The organism is Mitsuokella apri (assembly GCF_051886055.1).
Taxonomy (GTDB): Bacteria; Bacillota; Negativicutes; order Selenomonadales; family Selenomonadaceae; genus Mitsuokella.
Genome location: NZ_JBJEXT010000070.1, coordinates 26,672 through 44,398, shown reverse-complemented (window position 1 = coordinate 44,398; position 17,727 = coordinate 26,672). Strand labels below are relative to the sequence as shown.

Sequence of the window (17,727 nt, the reverse complement as noted above, 5' to 3'; positions counted from 1 at the left end):
CCTGCAGCGCAGCAGGCAGCAGCTCCTGCAGCGGCAAAACCAGCGGCCGCAGACAAAAACGCACCGCAGGGCAGCACGGCAGCCCCTGCAGCGGAGGCAAAGCCTGCATCACCTGTCTATCAGGCACCGACACAGGACAGCGTCCGTCAGCAGATTGCGGAGGCACAGGCAAAAAAAGAGCCGTCAGGCAAAGAGAACAAAGAAGCTTGAGGCAGGGCGCAGTTTTTTGCGCCCGTTTTTCTTTCTTATTTATTATGATATAAATTGAGGTTATAAGAGCTGGATGAAAGTCCTGCTGGTCTGTTTTGTGCAGACGATAGTATGTATTCACATATTTTTTATTTTAGGAGGAAATATTATGTTTGGATTAGGCGTGCCGGAACTCGTACTCATTTTGATTATCGGCCTTGTCATCTTCGGACCGGGCAAACTGCCGGATGTTGGCAAGGCGCTTGGCAAGAGCATTCGCGAATTCAAATCAGCAAGTGCAGAAGAGGATAAAAAAGCCGACGACAAGATGATTGATGTCACGGCACAGACGAAAGAAATCCCGCCGAAAAAAGACGAGCAGAAGTGATCAGGATAAGAGGTATTCATGGCAGAAATGGCAGAAGAAAGACAATTTGAAGAAATAGAAGCTCCGCAGCAGAGGGAGACTGCCGTACAGAGCGCAGAGGCCGCGCAGGACATGGAGCCCGATGATGATGGCACGATGTCTCTTGTTGCACATCTTACCGAACTGCGCAGCCGCCTGATAAAATGCCTGATCGCAATCGGACTTGGCAGCTGTGTCGGTTATTACTTCATCGATGAGATCATGCATTATTTGACACTGCCGGCCGGCAAACTTTACTATATGCAGCCATCGGAAGCTTTTTTCACGTACTTGAAGGTTGCCGTAGTAGCCGGCTTCCTCATGGCTCTGCCCATCGTATTTTATCAGGTATGGCGTTTTTTCCTGCCGGCTTTGACGCGTAAGGAACGCATGGTGCTCGGCATCGTTGTACCGGTCTCGGTCATCCTGTTCTTTGCAGGATTATCGTTTTCGTTTTTCCTCGTGCTGCCAGCCGGCATCCGCTTCTTTATGGGCTTTGGCAATGATGAACTGCAGGCGCTGTTTTCGGTCAATAAATATTTTGACTTTGTCATTACCTTTGTGCTGCCGTTCGGTTTCGTGTTTGAGCTGCCGCTCATCATTACGATTCTCGGCAAGATGGGCATCCTGACTTCGGCCATCCTCAAGAAGTACCAGCGTATTGTCATCTTTCTGGCCTTTGTCGCTGGTGCCATCATCACGCCGACGCCGGATGTCTTTACACAGTCGATGATTGCCCTGCCGATGATTGTGCTTTACGAGGTGGGCTATTTCATTGTCCGCTACATATTGCGGAATTAAGAGTGCAAGGTGCAGAAATTATTGGGAAATGTAAGGAGGAATTTTCTTGGCATACAAGGATTTGCGCGAATTCATGGCAGACCTTGAGAGCAAAGGTCTCTTGAAACGCATTAAGACAGAAGTAGACCCGGAGCTTGAGATTACGGAAATCACGGACCGCGTTTCGAAGATGAAGGGCGAAAAGAATGTCGCTCTGCTTTTCGAGAACGTCAAGGGGTCGAAGATGCCGGTGCTCATGAATGCGTTTGGCAGTTATGAGCGCATGGCCATGGCTCTCGGCGTTGAAAAGCTCGATGATGTGGCCGATGAACTGCGCGAGATGATGAAGCTGCCGTATGTGTCTTTGCAGAATAAAATGAGCGTTGTCACGATGATCCCGATGATTAAACGGGCTATCAATTTCCCGAAATACGTCAAACATGCACCGTGTCAGGAAGTCGTCGAGACGGAAAATCCGAGCCTCGATGATATTCCTATCCTCAAGTGCTGGCCGGATGACGGCGGTCCGTTTGTGACGCTGCCGCTCGTCTTTACGAAAAATCCAAAGACGGGCAAGCGCAATGTCGGTATGTACCGTCTGCAGAAATACGACAGCCGCACGACGGGCATGCACTGGCACATTCACAAGAACGGCGCGGAGAATTTTCGCGACATGAAGGCCGCGGGCGGCGACCGCATTGAGGCAGCTGTGGCCATTGGCACGGACCCTGTCGTGACGTATGCGGCGACGGCGCCGCTGCCGCGCGATATCGATGAGATGGTCTTTGCCGGCTTCCTGCGCCATAAATCCGTCGAAATGGTCAAGTGCAAGACCGTTGACATCGAGGTGCCGGCCACGGCCGAAATCATCCTCGAGGGTTACGTCAAGACGGATGAAATGCGCCGCGAAGGCCCGTTTGGCGACCACACGGGCTATTATTCGCTGGCCGATGATTATCCGGTTTTCCACATCACGGCCATCACGCACCGCAAAGATGCGATTTATTCGGCCACGGTTGTCGGCAAGCCGCCGATGGAGGACTGCTTTCTCGCGAAAGCCACGGAACGCATCTTCCTGCCGCTGCTGCAGCAGATGCAGCCGGAAATCATCGATATCAACATGCCGCTTGAGGGTGTTTTCCACGACTGCTGTATCGTTTCCATCAAGAAATCGTATCCGATGCAGGCCAGAAAAGTCATGCATGCGCTCTGGGGCATGGGGCAGATGATGAATGTCAAGATGATCATCGTCGTCGACTCTCATGTCGATGTGCAGGATATCAGCGAAGTCGCCTGGCGTGTCTTCAATAATATTGATGCCAAGCATGATCTCGAAATCGTCGAGGGGCCGCTCGACGTGCTCGACCATTCTTCGCCGATGGCCAAATGGGGTGCCAAGCTCGGCATCGATGCGACGAAGACGTGGCCGGAAGAAGGACACAGCCGTCAGTGGCCGGATGAAATCGCGATGTCTGAGAATATCAAGGCCAGGGTTGACGCGAAGTGGAAGGAGCTTGGACTCGATTGATTTCCATCAAGGCACATATCAATAATGTTGCTCTGCACCACACGATTTTTGACCTGCCGTTCGCCTTTATGGGCGCCGTACTGGCAGCGGGGGGCCATCCGCGCCTCCTCGATTTATTCTGGATTGCCATGGCTATTACGACAGGCCGCGCGGCAGCGATGGCCATCGACAACTGGGCGGACCTCAAATATGACAGCCAGCAGCCGCGCATGGCTTACCGCGCGATGGTGGCAGGGAAAATCTCCAAGCGCGAGGCGCTGGTGTTTATCGTCATCTGTCTCGTGCTCATGGTGCTTTCGGTTCTGCAGCTGCAGCCCATCTGCATTTATCTGCTGCCATTAGCCGCGATTCCGTTCATTATTTATCCCTTCATGAAGCGCGTGACGGGCTGGGTGCATCTCTTTTTGGGACTGGCGATTGCCATGGCACCGGCGGGCGGCTGGGTTGGCGTCAGCGGCACGATATCCATGCCCCTCATTGTGCTCTGCATTGCTGTGGCCCTCTGGATTGGCGCGTTTGACGCGATGTACGGCGCACAGGACGAGGAGTTTGACCGCTCTCAGGGACTTCACTCTCTGGCCGTGAGCTATGGGGCCGCTGGGGCCTTCCGCATTGCGGATGCTCTGCACATCATCTGCATCTTGTGTTTTTTTACGGTAGGCATTATGATGAATCTGGATTTCCTGTATTTTATCGGCGTCGGCATTGCCGGCGGTACGCTCTATTACCAGCATCAGATTGTGAGCCCCACAGATTTTTCCCGCGTGACACAGCGGTACTTCATGCGCAATGGCATCGTTTCTGTTGCCATCTTTGTTTGTACCTGGCTGAGTTTCTATATCTGACATCTACTTTTGTTTTTGCTTTTTTCAGAGATAGAGAGATAGGAAAGGTGATTCTATGACAGCTCGTATTTTGGAAGGCAAGGTCTTTGCCCAGCAGTTCCGCGAAGATGCGAAGAAAAAGGCAGAGGCCCTTCACGCGAAGTACGGCGTGCAGCCGGGGCTGGCCGTCATCATTGTCGGCAGCAATCCCGCGTCGCAGGTCTATGTGCGCAACAAGCACAAATCCTGCGAGGCCCTTGGCATTTACTCCGAAGTCATCGAGATGCCGGAGACGACGACGAAGGAAGAACTTCTCGCGAAAATTGATGCCCTCAATGATGACAGGAAGATTCACGGTATTCTCGTGCAGCTGCCGCTTCCCAAGCAGATTGCCGCACATGAGTCCGAAATCCTCGAGCGCATCCGTCCGGAAAAGGATGTCGATGGCTTTCATCCTGTAAATGTCGGCCGTCTCGTGACGGGGGAGCCGGGCCTCGTGCCCTGCACGCCGTACGGCTGCCTGCGCATGCTCGAGCTCGCGGGCATCCCGATGGACGGTCAGCGCGCTGTCATCATCGGCCGCAGCAACATCGTCGGCAAGCCGATGCTCCATCTTCTGCTCGGCAAAAACGCGACGGTCACGATCTGTCACAGTCATACGAAGGATTTGCCCGCTGTCGCGCGCGAGGCCGATATCCTTGTGGCAGCTGTCGGCCGTCCGCGCTTTGTCACGGCCGATATGGTCAAAAAAGGAGCGACGGTCATTGATGTTGGCATCAACCGCCTTGCTCCCGATGAAGAACATCCAAAAGGCAAGCTCGTCGGCGATGTGGATTTTGAAAGCGTCAAAGAAGTGGCCGGTGCCATCACGCCGGTTCCGGGCGGCGTCGGCCTTTTGACCGTCGCCATGCTCATGGAAAATGTTGTCCGCGCTGCAGAAATGCAGCTTCGATAAATAAATATTGTTAGTGTTGTTTCCCTTACGAATTGCAGGAGGTACAGAAATGAAAACCGATGTTGAGATCGCACAGGAAGCCGAGATGCGCCCCATTCAAGAAATTGCCGCAAAGCTTGGCATCGCGGATGATGAACTTGAGCTCTATGGCAAGTACAAGGCAAAAGTCGCCCTGTCTGCGTGGGAACGTGTCAAGGATAAACCAAATGGCAAACTCATCCTCGTAACGGCTATCAACCCGACGCCGGCTGGCGAAGGCAAGACGACGACAAGTGTCGGCCTTGCCGATGCGTTCCACCGTCAGGGCAAAAAGACGGCCGTTGCTCTGCGCGAGCCTTCGCTTGGCCCGTGCTTTGGCCTCAAGGGCGGCGCTGCCGGCGGCGGCTATGCCCAGGTTGTGCCGATGGAAGATATCAACCTGCATTTTACGGGTGACTTTCACGCCATCACAACGGCTCATAACCTGCTCGCAGCTGTCATCGACAACCACATCCAGCAGGGCAATGCCCTTGACATCGATGTGCGCCGCATCACGTGGAAGCGCGTGCTGGACCTCAACGACCGCGCCCTGCGCCACGTTGTCATCGGCCTCGGCGGCAAGGCACACGGCACGCCGCGCGAGACGGGCTTTGATATCACGGTGGCCTCGGAAATGATGGCCATCCTCTGCCTCGCGAAAGACCTCGAGGATATGAAACAGCGCCTTGGTGAAATCGTCATTGGCTACAGCCGTTCGGGCCGTGCCATCCGCGCCAAGGAACTCAATGTCACGGGGGCCCTGACACTGCTCTTCAAGGACGCCATCAAGCCGAATCTCGTTCAGACGCTTGAGGGCACGCCTGCTTTCATTCACGGCGGCCCGTTCGCGAATATCGCCCACGGCTGCAACAGCGTCATGGCGACGAAATTTGCCCTGAAATTCGCGGATTATGTCATCACGGAGGCCGGCTTCGGTGCGGACCTCGGCGCGGAAAAATTCCTCGATATCAAATGCCGCTTTGCCGGCCTGAAGCCGGATGCCGTGGTTATCGTCGCCACGGTCCGCGCGCTGAAAATGCACGGCGGTCTTGACAAGAAAGAACTCAACAAAGTAGATATGGCCGCTCTTGAAAAAGGCATTGCCAACCTCACGAAGCATATCGAGAATATCCAGAAGTTCGGCCTGCCGGCTGTCGTGGCCATCAATGCCTTCCCGACGGATACGAAGGAAGAGCTCGATTTTGTCGAGAAGAAGTGCAACGAACTCGGCGCGGAAGTCGCTCTTTCCGAAGTCTGGGCCAAGGGCGGTGAAGGCGGTCTGCCCCTTGCGGACAAAGTCGAAGCTGCGACGAAAAAGCCGAACAACTTCCATTTCATTTACGATGTTAACGAGAGCATTCCCGCAAAGATTGAGAAAATCACGCGCGAGATCTACGGCGGCGATGGTGTTGACTTCACGCCGGCTGCCAAAAAACAGCTTAAGGAGATTGAAGAACTCGGCTTTGACAAGATGCCGGTCTGCATGGCCAAGACGCAGTATTCCCTGTCGGATGATGCGACGAAACTCGGCCGTCCGACGGGCTTCCGTATCACGGTTAAGGAATTGCGTGTAAGTGCCGGTGCCGGCTTCATCGTGGCCCTGACTGGCAACATCCTGACGATGCCGGGCCTGCCGAAGCATCCTGCTGCAGAGAACATGGACATTGACGTCAACGGCAAGATCACGGGCCTCTTCTAAAGCTCACCAAGATCACAAATGACGAAGGGCATGAGCACGCCCATGCAACAGAAATCGCTGTATCTTTACGATATGGCGATTTTTTGTTATCAGATAGATGATTATATGTATACAGGCATACACATTGACAAGACATATTTTCTGCGCTATTATAGATATACACCTTAAGCATATAATATATAAATATACGATATAAGTGCAATGGCGCACTGCAATCGTGGCGAAGACGGTTCGTCGGGGGCGGACTGTCTTTTTTTATGGATATATGAATAGGGGAAAATGTTTTAGGGAGGAATGTACTATGAAGAAAAATCTGAGCCGCATGGGGCTGCCTGTGGGCTTTCTCGTTCTCATCCTGCTGCTTTTGATTCCGACGCCGCCGGACCTTTCGACGGCCGGACACCGCATGCTGGCAATTCTCATTTTTTCTGTCATCATCTGGATGACAGAAGCGGTCTCTTATCCGGTATCTGCCGGCATCATCATGTCATTGATGGCCTTTTTGCTTGGCACGGCGCCGAATATGGCCAATCCGTCTAAGATGCTCGGCACGTCAGGTGCCTTGAAGATGGCACTGACCGGTTTTTCAAGCACAGCCTTGGCTCTCGTCGGTGCAGCCCTGCTGATTGCGGCAGCCATGATGAAAACGGGGCTTGATAAACGCATTGCCCTGTTCGTCCTCTCCAAAATCGGTGCCAAGACGCACCATGTACTCGCCGGCGTCATCTTTGTCGGCTTTGTGCTGAGCTTCTTCGTACCGAGCACGACGGCGCGCGTTTCCTGCATGGTGCCAATCGTCATGGGCATCATCGCTGTTTTCGGTGTTTCGCGCAAGAGCAAGTTTGCGGCCATCATGCTCATTGCCGTGGCGCAGGCTGACAGCATCTGGAATGTCGGCATCAAGACGGCAGCTGCGCAGAATATGGTCGCTCTCGGTTTTATCGAAAAGCAGCTCGGCACGACCATCAGCTGGCTTGACTGGTTTATTGCGGCAGCTCCTTTTGCCATCATCATGAGTGTCGTGCTCTATTTCGTACTGCTCAAGCTCATGCCGCCTGAGATGAAGGAAATCCCGGGAGGCAAAGAAAAAATCGAGCAGGAACTCAAGGCGCTGGGGCCCATGAAGACAGATGAAAAGAAGCTCATGTTCATTTCCCTTGTCCTGCTCTTCTTCTGGGCTACGGAAAAAATCGTTCATCCTTTCGACACCTCTTCGACGACGATTGTCGCCGTCACGCTCATGATGATGCCGGGCATCGGTATTATGACGTGGAAAGAAGTGCAGGAGCGCATCAACTGGGGCACGCTGCTGCTCTTCGGCGTCGGCATCAGCCTTGGTTCGACCATCCTCTCGACAAAAGCCGGTGAGTGGATTGCTCATGTCATCGTCAATTCCTTCGGACTTTTCGATGCTTCGGCGACGTTTATCATCGCGATTCTCGCGCTGTTCCTGATTCTCATCCATCTCGGCTTTGCGAGTGCCACGGCCCTCTCTTCGGCCATGATCCCAATCTGCATCTCCGTTCTGCAGGGAGCAGCGGAAAATACAACGCTCAATGTTGTCGGCATGGTCATGATTCTGCAGTACACTATCTGCTTTGGCTTCATCCTGCCGGTCAATGCCCCGCAGAATATGATTGCCTATAGTACGGATACATTTGAAGTCAAGGACTTCATCAAGACGGGCATTCCACTGACGATTTTTGCGTACCTGACCATCCTGCTGCTGACCAATACGTATTGGAAGTGGCTGGGACTGATTCTTTGAGTTTTAGTCATATTGTTCTATTATATAGGAGCACAGCATGTTTGCTGTGCTTTTTTATTTTGGAGGCAATGCGCTCAGGGGACAGGTATTTCCAGAAAAGAAGAGCGTACTTGCAAAATGTGGGGAAAGACTTTACAATATTATTGATATTTGTAGCTTTTTTTGACGATTACCTTTCGGAGGATCCCTATGAAACGTATCTCAGTAGAACTCGTTCCACGCGATGAGGACAGTCTGCGGCAGGAACTTTCCCTGCTTGGCAAGTTCCAAAATAAAGTCGATGTCATCAATATCCCCGACCTTCTGCGTTTTCCGATTCGCAGCTGGCAGGGGGCGGCGATTGCGCAGGAACGTTTTAAAAACTCGATGCCGCATATCCGTGCGATGGATATCGACCTTGAAAAAGAGCTTACGATGAAGGATTATCTGCGCGAACACAATATCCGTGAGGTGCTCGTCATTGAAGGCGATCCGCCGCAGGATATGATGCATGAAGTTTATCCGACGAACAGTGTCGATGTCATCTGGAAGTTCCGCAAGGAGATGCCGGAAGTCAAGGTCTATGCAGGCATTGACCAGTACCGCGGCTCGATGGCGCAGGAGCTTTACCGCATCAGGCGCAAACTGCAGGCCGGTGCCGCAGGTTTCTTTACGCAGCCGTTCTTTGATATGCGTTATCTGGAAGTTTATGCCGACATGCTGCAGGGGCTTGAAGTCTATTGGGGCGTGTCACCCGTCATGAGTGCGCGTTCGCAGAGCTATTGGGAGCGCAAGAACCATGTGGTTTTCCCGCATGATTTTGAGCCGACGCTTGCATGGAGCGTGGATTTTGCGAAAAAAGTCATGGACTATGCGGAGCGTGAGGGGGCCAATGTGTATCTGATGCCGATCAAGACGAACCTCGAGGCCTATCTCGCAGGTGTTCTTGCCTGACAATGTATATAGGAGAGTGAAGTATGTTTAAAATCCTTAGCAAAGAGGAATGGTCGCCAAATGTCTACGCGATGGAGATTGAAGCGCCGCGCGTAGCGAAAAAGGCGCAGGCCGGTCAGTTTATCGTACTGCGCGTCAATGAAGAGGGCGAACGCATCCCTTTGACGATTGCCGACTATGACCGCGAGACGGGGAAAATCCTGATTGTCTTTCAGGCTATCGGGGCTTCGACGATGGAACTCGCAGCCCTGAACGCGGGCGACAGCATCCTCGATTTTGTCGGTCCTCTTGGCCGTCCTTCGGAAATCAAGAAACTTGACGGCACGATGGTCGTCGTTGGCGGCGGCATCGGCGTTGCACCGACGTATCCGATTGCGCGCGCGATGAAAGAGGCCGGCAACAAGGTCATTGCCATCATGGGCGCAAAAAATAAGGACATCCTCATTATGGAAGACGAGATGAAGGCCGTGACGGATGAAGTCCTCGTGACAACGGATGACGGTTCGTACGGAATCAAGGGTTTTGTCACAAATGCCGTGCAGGCTCTTGTCGACCGCGGCGAAAAAATTGCGCAGATTACGGCCATTGGCCCCGTCATCATGATGAAGAGTGTGGCCGACGCGACGCGTGACCTTGGCATCCACACGGTCGTATCGTTGAATCCAATCATGGTCGACGGCACGGGCATGTGCGGCGGCTGCCGCGTGACCATTGGCGGCGAGACGAAGTTTGCCTGTGTCGATGGTCCGGAGTTTGACGGCCATCTCGTGGACTTCAAGGGACTTATGAGCCGCCAGCGCATGTACCGCGACAAAGAAGCCATCGAAAAAGACCATGTCTGCCATATCGGTCTGGGAGGAGAAAAGTAATGGCCCTGATACTCAAGAAACATGAAATGCCGGTGCAGGACCCGAAGGTCCGTGCCCATAATTTTGATGAAGTCGCCCTCGGCTACGATGAAGATACGGCTGTGGCCGAAGCGGAACGCTGCCTGCACTGCAAAGTGCCGCAGTGCCGCAAGGGCTGTCCTGTTGCCATTGATATCCCGACGTTCATCGGCAAAATCAAGGAACGCGACTTTGACGGCGCCATTGCGACGATTAAGGAGTCGAACGCGCTGCCGGCTATCTGCGGCCGCGTCTGCCCGCAGGAAAATCAGTGCGAAAAACACTGCATCCTTGCCAAACGCGGGGAATCCGTCGCTATCGGCCGACTCGAACGCTATGTGGCTGACCGCGAGCTTGCGGCCAATAAAGAGGTCAAGCCCGTGGAGCGTGCTGCTGATGCTCAGAAAGTCGCGGTCATCGGTGCCGGTCCTTCCGGCCTTTCGTGTGCCGGCGACCTGGCGAAGAAGGGCTACGACGTGACGATTTTCGAGGCCCTGCACAAGGCCGGCGGCGTGCTGTCCTATGGCATCCCGGAATTCCGTCTGCCGAAGGATACGGTTGTCAAGAAGGAAATCGAGAACATCGAGAAACTCGGCGTCAAGATTGAAGTTGACTCGGTGGCCGGCCGCCTTTACACGGTCGACGAGCTCATGCAGGAAGAAGGCTTCGATGCCGTGTTCATCGGCACGGGTGCTGGCCTGCCACGTTTCCAGGGCATTCCGGGCGAGAGTCTCAACGGCGTTTATTCGGCCAATGAGTTCCTCACGCGCTGCAATCTCATGAAAGCCTACAAATTCCCGGAATACGCGACGCCGATTCAGGTCGGGAAGCATGTCGCCGTCGTCGGCGGCGGCAATGTCGCGATGGATGCCGCCCGCACGGCCCTGCGCCTTGGTGCGGAGAAAGTTTCCATCATCTACCGCCGCAGCGAGGCGGAGATTCCGGCGCGCGCGGAAGAAGTCGGCCATGCTAAGGAAGAGGGCATCGACTTCCAGTTGCTGACAAATCCTATCGAAGTACTCGGCGATGAGAACGGCTGGGTTAAAGGCCTCAAATGCATCCGTATGGAGCTTGGCGAACCCGATGCTTCGGGACGCCGCCGTCCAATTCCTATTGAAGGTTCGGAATTTGACATGGCGATGGACACGGTCATCATCGCCATCGGCACGGGCCCGAACCCGATTATCGCACACACGACGCCGGGGCTTGAGACGACGAAGCGCGGCAACATCGCAGCGGATGAAGAGACGTGTGCCACGTCGAAAGAGGGCGTCTTTGCGGGCGGCGATATTGTCACGGGCGCCGCGACGGTCATTCTCGCCATGGGCGCGGGCCGCAAAGCTGCTGCCGCGATTGACAAATATCTGCAGAGCAAGAAAAAATGATGGATTTTACGGCAATTGACTTTGAGACGGCTACCGGGGCGCGCAATTCTGCCTGCAGCGTAGCTGTCGTGACGATTCGCGGCGGCCAGCTGGCAGACTCGTATTATACGCTGATCCGACCGCCTGAGAATCGCTACAGTTATTTCAATACCCAGATTCACGGCCTTACGGAAAAGGATACGGCAAATGTCGCTGATTTTGCCGGTATCTGGCCGGAGCTTCGGGAGCATCTGGCAGGACAGCTGGTCGTTGCCCATAATGCCAAATTCGATATGGGCGTCCTGCGGGCCTGCCTGACTCTGTATGGCCTTTCTGCACCGGATTTTTCTTACTGCGATACCGTGGCAATTGCGCGCAGGGCCTGGCCGAATCTTGCCAATCATAAACTCAGTACGGTCGGAGCATACCTCAATCTGCATTTCCGCCACCACGATGCCTTGGAAGATGCCAAGGCCTGTGCGGCAATTCCGATTCGTGCGGGGCAGGAACTTTCGGATGCAAGCCTTGAGGCCCTCGCGCGTCATCTCGGCATCCGCATTTCGCCATTTGCCTTCCGGCCCAGCGGACTTTTCGGCTAAGCAGGAGCAGAGAAAGAAGGATAATATGATTTTGGTCAGTGCGTGCCTTTTGGGGCATAAAGTCAAATACAACGGCGGCAGCAATGACCATGCACTGCTGCAGAAATACAATGCGCGCGGCCGCTTTGTCGCTGTCTGCCCGGAGTGCTTCGGCAGACTGCCCGTACCGCGTACACCGATGGAGATCCGCTATGGTACGGGGCGCAAGGTTTTGGAGGACAGGGCAAAAATCGTTGACGCTGAGGGACATGATTTGACCGCGGCGATGCGGCTTGGGGCGGAGAAGGTCCTGCGCATTGTCGAGACCTATCATGCGGAAACTGCTATTCTGAAGGACGGCAGTCCTTCCTGCGGTGTACACCGCATCTACAATGGCAGCTTCACGGGGACTAAAATCCGCGGCACTGGCGTGACTGCGGCCCTGCTGCAGCAGCATGGCCTGACTGTCTATTCGGAAGAGGATATGACGCCTGACCGTTTGGAAGAGCTCATTGCCGAAGATATCCGCCGTGATAATTATCGGTTATGAGCGGGAGCCCTTACTTTATATTGATTTATTATTATCTTTTTTTGATATACGGAAATATAGGCTTTGTGTTTAACAAGCCTATATTTTTTTCTTAGTATGAAAGTAAATAATAGTAAACGCTTGCAGAAACCGTTCCCATATGCTATACTAAAAACAGTTCCAATAAGAACAAGCCGAAGTATCGCTAGGGGAAATATGAGGAAACATGGACACTCATAAAAGAAGCGATGCGAAACAATCATCTTTTAGGGGGAGTTTATTATGAAGAAGACTCTGGTATCCGCACTCACGACTGCTCTGGTTGTCGGCGCCGCATCGACTACGTTCGCTGCCGCCAATCCGTTCTCGGATGTACCGGCTGACCATTGGGCTTACGACGCTGTATCGCAGCTTGCAGCTGACGGCGTTATCGAAGGTTATGGCGACACGACCTTCCGCGGAAATCAGAACATCACGCGTTATGAGATGGCCCAGATGATCGCAAAGGCCATGGCCAAGAGCGATGTATCCGCTGCCGACAAGGCTCTCATCGACAAACTCGCTGCCGAGTTCTCCGATGAACTCAACAACCTTGGCGTCCGCGTCAGCAACCTCGAGCGCAATGCCGACAAAGTAAAATGGAACGGCCTCGTCGAGTACACGTATACGAGCACGCGTCATGATGCCGGCACGACGGCCAAAGAGCGCAAGTATAACGATGATGACCTCGTCTTCCGTCTCGAGCCGAAAGCCGAAATCAACAAAAACTGGGATGTACATGCCCGTCTCGATGCTGATTTAAAACTTGATAAAGACAAAGGTGGCGACAATGACGGCAAAGTTGACCTCAAGCGTGTTTGGGCTGAAGGTCATTATGACAACTTCAATGTCAAGCTCGGTAAACTGCCGAATGCCATCAATCTCATTTCAACGACGGATGACCCGTATTCCGGTGCAGCCGTAACGTTCGGCAAGGACCTCAAGGTTACGATGGAAGCCGGCCGCCTCGACGCAACGCAGTTTGGTGATTTTGGCCGCGATTTGAAGGGACAGATGAACAACGTATTTAAGAGTACGGATGATACGACGAATTTCCAGGCTGTCAATCTCGGCTACGCCAAGAACAAATTCTATGGCAACACTGGTTATGAGCATATGAGCGGTGCTACGTTCACTGGCAGCCTGCCGAAAGCTTATAACAGCGATTACAAGGCTGGTCAGGACAACGAGTTTAAGGCGAATATTTGGTTTGTCAATGCCGGCTATCGCTTCGACCATAATAATTTCTTCAAGGCAGAATATGCCCAGAACACGAAGGCTGACAACTACAAGAACGCCTACAGCTTCGAGTACGATTACAAGGGGGCTCAGCAGGAGAACCCAGGCACTTGGGGCATGTACCTTGCTTACCGCAACCTCGGCCAGTACGCTGCTCCATGGTCGACGTACGGCGATGGTGTTGACGGCGGCCAGAAAGGCATCGAAGTCGGCACGACTTATACGGCCTTCAAGAACATCCAGTTCGTTGCCAAATACTTCAACGGCAAGGATATTGCTGCAGACAAAGATGCATCGAAACTCTTCGGCCGTATCGATGTGTACTTCTGATTATCAGAACTCCCAATTACATATCAGGCATACAAAAAAGACAGCTTTGCGGCTGCCTTTTTTTGATACAGAAAGATAGAGATTTCAGTGGAATACATACTGCAGCAGAAGCATATAGGAAATCGTGCCGCCCGCGATGGATAAGAGCATCTGCCGTTTCCATCTGTGCAGCAGAATCGTGATGAGAATGCCGAGCATTTCCGGCAGGCCATAATTGCCTGTGGTAAAGGAAACATCTTTGAGGCAGTAGACGACGAGCATGGCGAAAATCGCGCAGGGCAGGGCGCGGCCGAGATATTGGATGTAATCGGGCGTGGGTTTTTTTGAAGAAAAGACGAGGAAAGGCAAAAAGCGCGTGAGCATCGTGCCGATGGCGCACATGGCAATCGTGATGACTTGTTCCGAAAGTGTCATTTAAATTCCCTTCCTTTCAAGCGGACCGCGAATCAGCGTCAACGTCACGAGAATGCAGAGCATCGATGGGATGATGAAGGCCTGACTGCCGAAGGCATTGAGGCAGAGAAAAGACGCCGCAAGGCCGACATAGGCCGTGATATGCGAATGCTCGCGCTCATACTGTTCCATGAAGATGACGACAAACATGGCCGTCATGACAAAGCCGAGTCCCTGTGTGTCAAACGTCAGGTAAGAACCGACGAGACCGCCGATGGTTGCACCGCTGACCCAATAGAATTCGTTGAGCAGTGTGACAAAGACCATGAACCAGCTCTTATCGACATCCTGTGGAACTTTGGCGGTGAAGTTGATGGAAAACGTCTCATCGCACATGCCGTAGATTAAATAATATTTTTTCCAGCCCGTTCCCCTGAATTTGTCGAGCATGGCAATGCCGTAGAAGAGATGGCGTGCCTGTATGAGGATGGCCATCAGAAAGGCCTGCAGAGGAGCAAAAGGCGACAGCAGCATGGTGACAGTGACGAACTCGAGTGAACCGCCGAAAATGACAATACTCATGATCATCGGATAGATAAAGGAAAAACCGGATACATTGGCATAAATGCCATAGGCAAGTCCCAAAAACCAGAATCCTGCAAAAATCGGGATAGTGTAGGGAAAGGCTGCCCGCAGTGCGCGCATTTTCATCTTGCAGATTCCTTTCTGTAGTATTATAATTGACGATAGATTTTTATATTGAACGATGTAGCCTTATCTTACCGTCAGCCGGGAGAAAAGTCAAGGCAAAGGAGGAATTCTCATGAATGTTAACGAAATCATTGCTGTCAATCTGCAGGACCTCCGTCTGCGCCAAAATAAAAGCCTTGGTCAGCTGGCAGAAGAAACGGGACTTTCGAAAGCCGTATTGTCGAATATTGAAAAGGGCAGGGCCAATCCGACCATCAATACCATTTGGAAGATTGCCGAGGCGCTGCATGTGCCGTATTCGGCGCTTTTGGAGCCGCGTCAGGCCGCAGCCCATAAAATTGCCCAGTCGGACCTGGTCATGCAGAGCGATGAACAGGGGCATTACCGCATTGGCTGTTATTATCCGAGTACGCCGGAGCGTGACTTTGAATGTTTTCTGCTGTCCTTTGACCCGGGCGTCACGCATGTGACGGAAGGGCATACGGAGCATTCGCATGAATACATTTTTGTGCGCGAGGGAAAATTGAAGCTCGAAGTAGCCGGACAGTTTTTTTACCTGCAGACCGGCGACTCCCTGACATTTGACGCGACGCTGCGTCATATTTACACGAATGAGGGTGAAGGAATCAGTGAAGCCCTCTGTATCAATCATTACCCGCGGGGATGACATGATTGATTTTGGGGCTGACGGCGCACAAGAACAAAAATTTTTTATTGGTGCGGAAAAAAGTTCTTGCATTCCTGCGCGTTATCCATTATAATAATACAAGTCGATACGCGAGTATCAAGACATTTTATATTCCTCGATAGCTCAGCCGGTAGAGCACCTGACTGTTAATCAGGCTGTCGCAGGTTCGAATCCTGCTCGAGGAGCCAATGGCGCCATCGTCAAGCGGTTAAGACACCGCCCTTTCACGGCGGGTTCATGGGTTCGAATCCCATTGGCGTCACCATTGGGCGATTAGCTCAGCTGGGAGAGCGCTTGCCTTACAAGCAAGATGTCAGCAGTTCGATCCTGTTATCGCCCACCAATTTAGAAGCATAGCTGCCGTGAGGCAGCTTTTTTTGTTAGCTTAAAACAGAAAGTCAGGGGTCTTTCATGAATACAGGAAAAAGACGTGAACTTTTACTGAAACGCCTGCAGGAAGCTTCGCAGCCATTGACTGGTACAAAACTCGCGCGTGAGCTCGGCGTCAGCCGCCAAATTATCGTGGGGGATATCAGCATCCTGCGTGCGGAGGGCGTACAGGTCTATGCTACGCCGCGCGGCTACATCATGCCGCGCGATGAAAAAACACAGGCACTGAAGGCCACCATTGTCTGCCGCCATGATGCGGCCGGCATGGAAAAGGAACTGGAGACTGTTGTCGATAACGGGGGTTCGGTGCTCGATGTCATTGTGGAGCATCCCGTTTACGGACCCATCCGCGGCGACCTTTTGATTGAAAGCCGGCGCGACATCAAACGCTTTCTGACGAAGATGAAGAAATGTCAGGCCAATCCGCTGCTCGTGGTGACCGGCGGCACTCATATGCATACGATACAGGTTCCCGATGAAGAGGCTTTGACAGTCATCCGCAAAGAATTACAATCTCTTGGTATTCTTGTGGAAGATTGAGCCTATAATATTATCAGAAAATACCCAATTGCATCATACTGCATTTCTGTAGTATAATGTAGGCATTGATTCGAAACGGGAAGTTTTTCTAACCCATATATTTGTGTAAAGGAGATGGATGATGCGTGAAGGAACTGCTTAAGGAAATGCATAGCTGGATGGATGCTTATATGAAATCATTCCATACAGACGATGAAGAAGTCATGCAGGGGATCCGCATCAAGGAAATACACACTGGCTATGTCACGGCGATTGCAGTGCAGCTGGCAAAGCATCTGCAGCTTTCCGAGCATGATGTGAAGCTGGCGGAAATCATGGGACTTTTCCATGATGTTGGCCGCTTCCGCCAGTACAGCCTCTATAAGACGTTCAATGACGCAGAATCGGAAGATCATGCAGACCTCGGCCTCAAGGTGCTTTCCGAACTCGCCTTTATGAAGAAGCTCGCACCGGAAGATGAAGCGCTGGTACGCTTTGCCATTGGCCGTCATAATAAGAAAGAAATCGGTCCGGCACCGAGCAAAAAAGCACTGCTTTTTGCAAGGCTGCTGCGCGATGCCGACAAGCTCGATATTTACCGTGTGCTTTCGCCATATCTGGGACCGGAAAATGCGGACAAGGCGCCGAAATTCATCGCAGCGGATGCCAGCCAGCTCATCAGCCCGGATTTCATTGAGGACTTCAAAGCTGGGCGTCAGGCCGATTACCGGAAACTGCGCACGTATGGCGACCGCAAGCTCGTGCGGCTTTTGTGGATTTATGACATCAATTTCAGCTGGACGCTCAGGGAGATTGTCAAGCGCGGCTATGTCGACCGCATCATTCATTATTTGCCTGAGCAGCCGGGTGTTGATGAAGGGGTGAAGAGGCTGCGCGCTTATATTGCGAAAAAATGTGCGCAGGAGGACGCAGCGGAACTTTGATTTTAAGCTGCGTTTC

At 52.7% G+C, this 17,727-nt stretch carries 18 protein-coding genes, 3 tRNA genes and 1 pseudogene; 20 read left to right on the top strand and 2 right to left on the bottom strand.

All coding sequences use genetic code 11. From position 1 onward, the window contains the following. The 14 genes and pseudogenes from ACI4OH_RS10275 to ACI4OH_RS10210 form a co-directional block, all read left to right on the top strand. Window positions 1-210 (top strand): annotated as a pseudogene (locus tag ACI4OH_RS10275) (twin-arginine translocase TatA/TatE family subunit); the annotation flags it as partial. 148 nt (window positions 211-358) lie between these two features. Continuing rightward, entirely contained in the window at window positions 359-577 is a 219-nt protein-coding gene (locus ACI4OH_RS10270; protein WP_432647753.1) for a twin-arginine translocase TatA/TatE family subunit, read from the top strand. 27 nt (window positions 578-604) lie between these two features. After that, a complete protein-coding gene (gene tatC, locus ACI4OH_RS10265; RefSeq protein ID WP_432647754.1) occupies window positions 605-1,396 on the top strand; it encodes a twin-arginine translocase subunit TatC in 792 nt (263 codons plus the stop codon). A 46-nt stretch (window positions 1,397-1,442) separates the two neighbouring features. Continuing rightward, window positions 1,443-2,903: a menaquinone biosynthesis decarboxylase gene (locus ACI4OH_RS10260; protein ID WP_432647755.1), complete on the top strand. Its 1,461-nt coding sequence runs from the start codon at window positions 1,443-1,445 to the stop codon at window positions 2,901-2,903. Next, window positions 2,900-3,748 carry a 4-hydroxybenzoate octaprenyltransferase gene (locus ACI4OH_RS10255; protein ID WP_432647756.1) on the top strand — a complete coding sequence of 283 codons (849 nt, stop codon included), beginning with the start codon at window positions 2,900-2,902 and terminating at the stop codon, window positions 3,746-3,748. Before ACI4OH_RS10260 ends, ACI4OH_RS10255 begins: the two co-directional genes overlap by 4 nt. A 55-nt stretch (window positions 3,749-3,803) precedes the next feature. Continuing rightward, the gene (gene folD, locus ACI4OH_RS10250) at window positions 3,804-4,682 is read left to right on the top strand and encodes a bifunctional methylenetetrahydrofolate dehydrogenase/methenyltetrahydrofolate cyclohydrolase FolD (protein ID WP_435720868.1); all 879 of its coding nucleotides are present in this window, start codon (window positions 3,804-3,806) and stop codon (window positions 4,680-4,682) included. Between the two features lie 49 nt (window positions 4,683-4,731). Next, window positions 4,732-6,399, top strand: a complete 1,668-nt coding sequence (locus ACI4OH_RS10245) for a formate--tetrahydrofolate ligase (protein ID WP_435720867.1) — start codon at window positions 4,732-4,734, stop codon at window positions 6,397-6,399. Between the two features lie 301 nt (window positions 6,400-6,700). Beyond that, window positions 6,701-8,167 (top strand): DASS family sodium-coupled anion symporter, encoded by a 1,467-nt coding sequence (locus ACI4OH_RS10240; RefSeq protein WP_435720866.1) that lies wholly within the window; start codon window positions 6,701-6,703, stop codon window positions 8,165-8,167. Window positions 8,168-8,356: 189 nt separating this feature from the next. Then, window positions 8,357-9,100, top strand: coding sequence for a methylenetetrahydrofolate reductase (locus ACI4OH_RS10235; RefSeq protein ID WP_432648361.1), 744 nt, complete (start codon window positions 8,357-8,359; stop codon window positions 9,098-9,100). Window positions 9,101-9,123: 23 nt separating this feature from the next. Continuing rightward, window positions 9,124-9,969, top strand: a complete 846-nt coding sequence (locus ACI4OH_RS10230; RefSeq protein ID WP_439784707.1) for a sulfide/dihydroorotate dehydrogenase-like FAD/NAD-binding protein — start codon at window positions 9,124-9,126, stop codon at window positions 9,967-9,969. Beyond that, complete coding sequence (gltA, locus tag ACI4OH_RS10225) at window positions 9,969-11,372, top strand: NADPH-dependent glutamate synthase (protein WP_439784706.1); 1,404 nt, start codon at window positions 9,969-9,971, stop codon at window positions 11,370-11,372. Before ACI4OH_RS10230 ends, gltA begins: the two co-directional genes overlap by 1 nt. Beyond that, on the top strand, window positions 11,369-11,950 hold the full coding sequence (locus ACI4OH_RS10220; protein WP_432648308.1) for a 3'-5' exonuclease: 582 nt from the start codon (window positions 11,369-11,371) through the stop codon (window positions 11,948-11,950). Before gltA ends, ACI4OH_RS10220 begins: the two co-directional genes overlap by 4 nt. A gap of 25 nt (window positions 11,951-11,975) precedes the next feature. Then, window positions 11,976-12,479 carry a 2-thiouracil desulfurase family protein gene (locus tag ACI4OH_RS10215; protein WP_439784705.1) on the top strand — a complete coding sequence of 168 codons (504 nt, stop codon included), beginning with the start codon at window positions 11,976-11,978 and terminating at the stop codon, window positions 12,477-12,479. A 261-nt stretch (window positions 12,480-12,740) separates the two neighbouring features. After that, entirely contained in the window at window positions 12,741-14,066 is a 1,326-nt protein-coding gene (locus ACI4OH_RS10210) for an S-layer homology domain-containing protein (protein WP_435720862.1), read from the top strand. Window positions 14,067-14,150: 84 nt separating this feature from the next. Here the strand turns inward: ACI4OH_RS10210 and ACI4OH_RS10205 are convergent, their stop codons facing one another. After that, the gene (locus ACI4OH_RS10205) at window positions 14,151-14,480 is read right to left on the bottom strand and encodes a branched-chain amino acid transporter permease (RefSeq protein WP_432648523.1); all 330 of its coding nucleotides are present in this window, start codon (window positions 14,478-14,480) and stop codon (window positions 14,151-14,153) included. Beyond that, window positions 14,481-15,170, bottom strand: a complete 690-nt coding sequence (locus ACI4OH_RS10200; RefSeq protein ID WP_435720861.1) for an AzlC family ABC transporter permease — start codon at window positions 15,168-15,170, stop codon at window positions 14,481-14,483. 112 nt (window positions 15,171-15,282) lie between these two features. On the opposite strand from ACI4OH_RS10200, the gene ACI4OH_RS10195 reads away from it, so the two are divergent. The 6 genes from ACI4OH_RS10195 to ACI4OH_RS10170 all read left to right on the top strand — a co-directional run bounded on the left by ACI4OH_RS10195 (window position 15,283) and on the right by ACI4OH_RS10170 (window position 17,711). After that, window positions 15,283-15,837 carry a helix-turn-helix domain-containing protein gene (locus ACI4OH_RS10195; protein WP_435720860.1) on the top strand — a complete coding sequence of 185 codons (555 nt, stop codon included), beginning with the start codon at window positions 15,283-15,285 and terminating at the stop codon, window positions 15,835-15,837. 133 nt (window positions 15,838-15,970) lie between these two features. Then, window positions 15,971-16,046, top strand: a tRNA-Asn gene (locus ACI4OH_RS10190). 2 nt (window positions 16,047-16,048) lie between these two features. After that, window positions 16,049-16,123, top strand: a tRNA-Glu gene (locus tag ACI4OH_RS10185). 2 nt (window positions 16,124-16,125) lie between these two features. Next, window positions 16,126-16,201 (top strand) — tRNA-Val (locus tag ACI4OH_RS10180). 68 nt (window positions 16,202-16,269) lie between these two features. Beyond that, window positions 16,270-16,788, top strand: a complete 519-nt coding sequence (locus ACI4OH_RS10175; protein WP_432646074.1) for a transcription repressor NadR — start codon at window positions 16,270-16,272, stop codon at window positions 16,786-16,788. 125 nt (window positions 16,789-16,913) lie between these two features. After that, window positions 16,914-17,711, top strand: a complete 798-nt coding sequence (locus tag ACI4OH_RS10170; RefSeq protein ID WP_439784704.1) for an HD domain-containing protein — start codon at window positions 16,914-16,916, stop codon at window positions 17,709-17,711. Window positions 17,712-17,727 lie beyond the last annotated feature (16 nt).

Bases quoted from the DNA above. Each gene is read 5' to 3' on its own strand.
- ACI4OH_RS10270 (WP_432647753.1), top strand. From the start codon at position 359: ATGTTTGGATTAGGCGTGCCGGAACTCGTACTCATTTTGATTATCGGC.
- ACI4OH_RS10245 (WP_435720867.1), top strand. From the start codon at position 4,732: ATGAAAACCGATGTTGAGATCGCACAGGAAGCCGAGATGCGCCCCATT.
- ACI4OH_RS10235 (WP_432648361.1), top strand. From the start codon at position 8,357: ATGAAACGTATCTCAGTAGAACTCGTTCCACGCGATGAGGACAGTCTG.
- gltA (WP_439784706.1), top strand. From the start codon at position 9,969: ATGGCCCTGATACTCAAGAAACATGAAATGCCGGTGCAGGACCCGAAG.
- ACI4OH_RS10195 (WP_435720860.1), top strand. From the start codon at position 15,283: ATGAATGTTAACGAAATCATTGCTGTCAATCTGCAGGACCTCCGTCTG.
- ACI4OH_RS10205 (WP_432648523.1), bottom strand. From the start codon at position 14,480: ATGACACTTTCGGAACAAGTCATCACGATTGCCATGTGCGCCATCGGC.
- ACI4OH_RS10175 (WP_432646074.1), top strand. From the start codon at position 16,270: ATGAATACAGGAAAAAGACGTGAACTTTTACTGAAACGCCTGCAGGAA.
- ACI4OH_RS10230 (WP_439784707.1), top strand. From the start codon at position 9,124: ATGTTTAAAATCCTTAGCAAAGAGGAATGGTCGCCAAATGTCTACGCG.
- ACI4OH_RS10210 (WP_435720862.1), top strand. From the start codon at position 12,741: ATGAAGAAGACTCTGGTATCCGCACTCACGACTGCTCTGGTTGTCGGC.
- ACI4OH_RS10200 (WP_435720861.1), bottom strand. From the start codon at position 15,170: ATGAAAATGCGCGCACTGCGGGCAGCCTTTCCCTACACTATCCCGATT.
- ACI4OH_RS10215 (WP_439784705.1), top strand. From the start codon at position 11,976: ATGATTTTGGTCAGTGCGTGCCTTTTGGGGCATAAAGTCAAATACAAC.
- ACI4OH_RS10220 (WP_432648308.1), top strand. From the start codon at position 11,369: ATGATGGATTTTACGGCAATTGACTTTGAGACGGCTACCGGGGCGCGC.
- ACI4OH_RS10240 (WP_435720866.1), top strand. From the start codon at position 6,701: ATGAAGAAAAATCTGAGCCGCATGGGGCTGCCTGTGGGCTTTCTCGTT.
- folD (WP_435720868.1), top strand. From the start codon at position 3,804: ATGACAGCTCGTATTTTGGAAGGCAAGGTCTTTGCCCAGCAGTTCCGC.
- tatC (WP_432647754.1), top strand. From the start codon at position 605: ATGGCAGAAGAAAGACAATTTGAAGAAATAGAAGCTCCGCAGCAGAGG.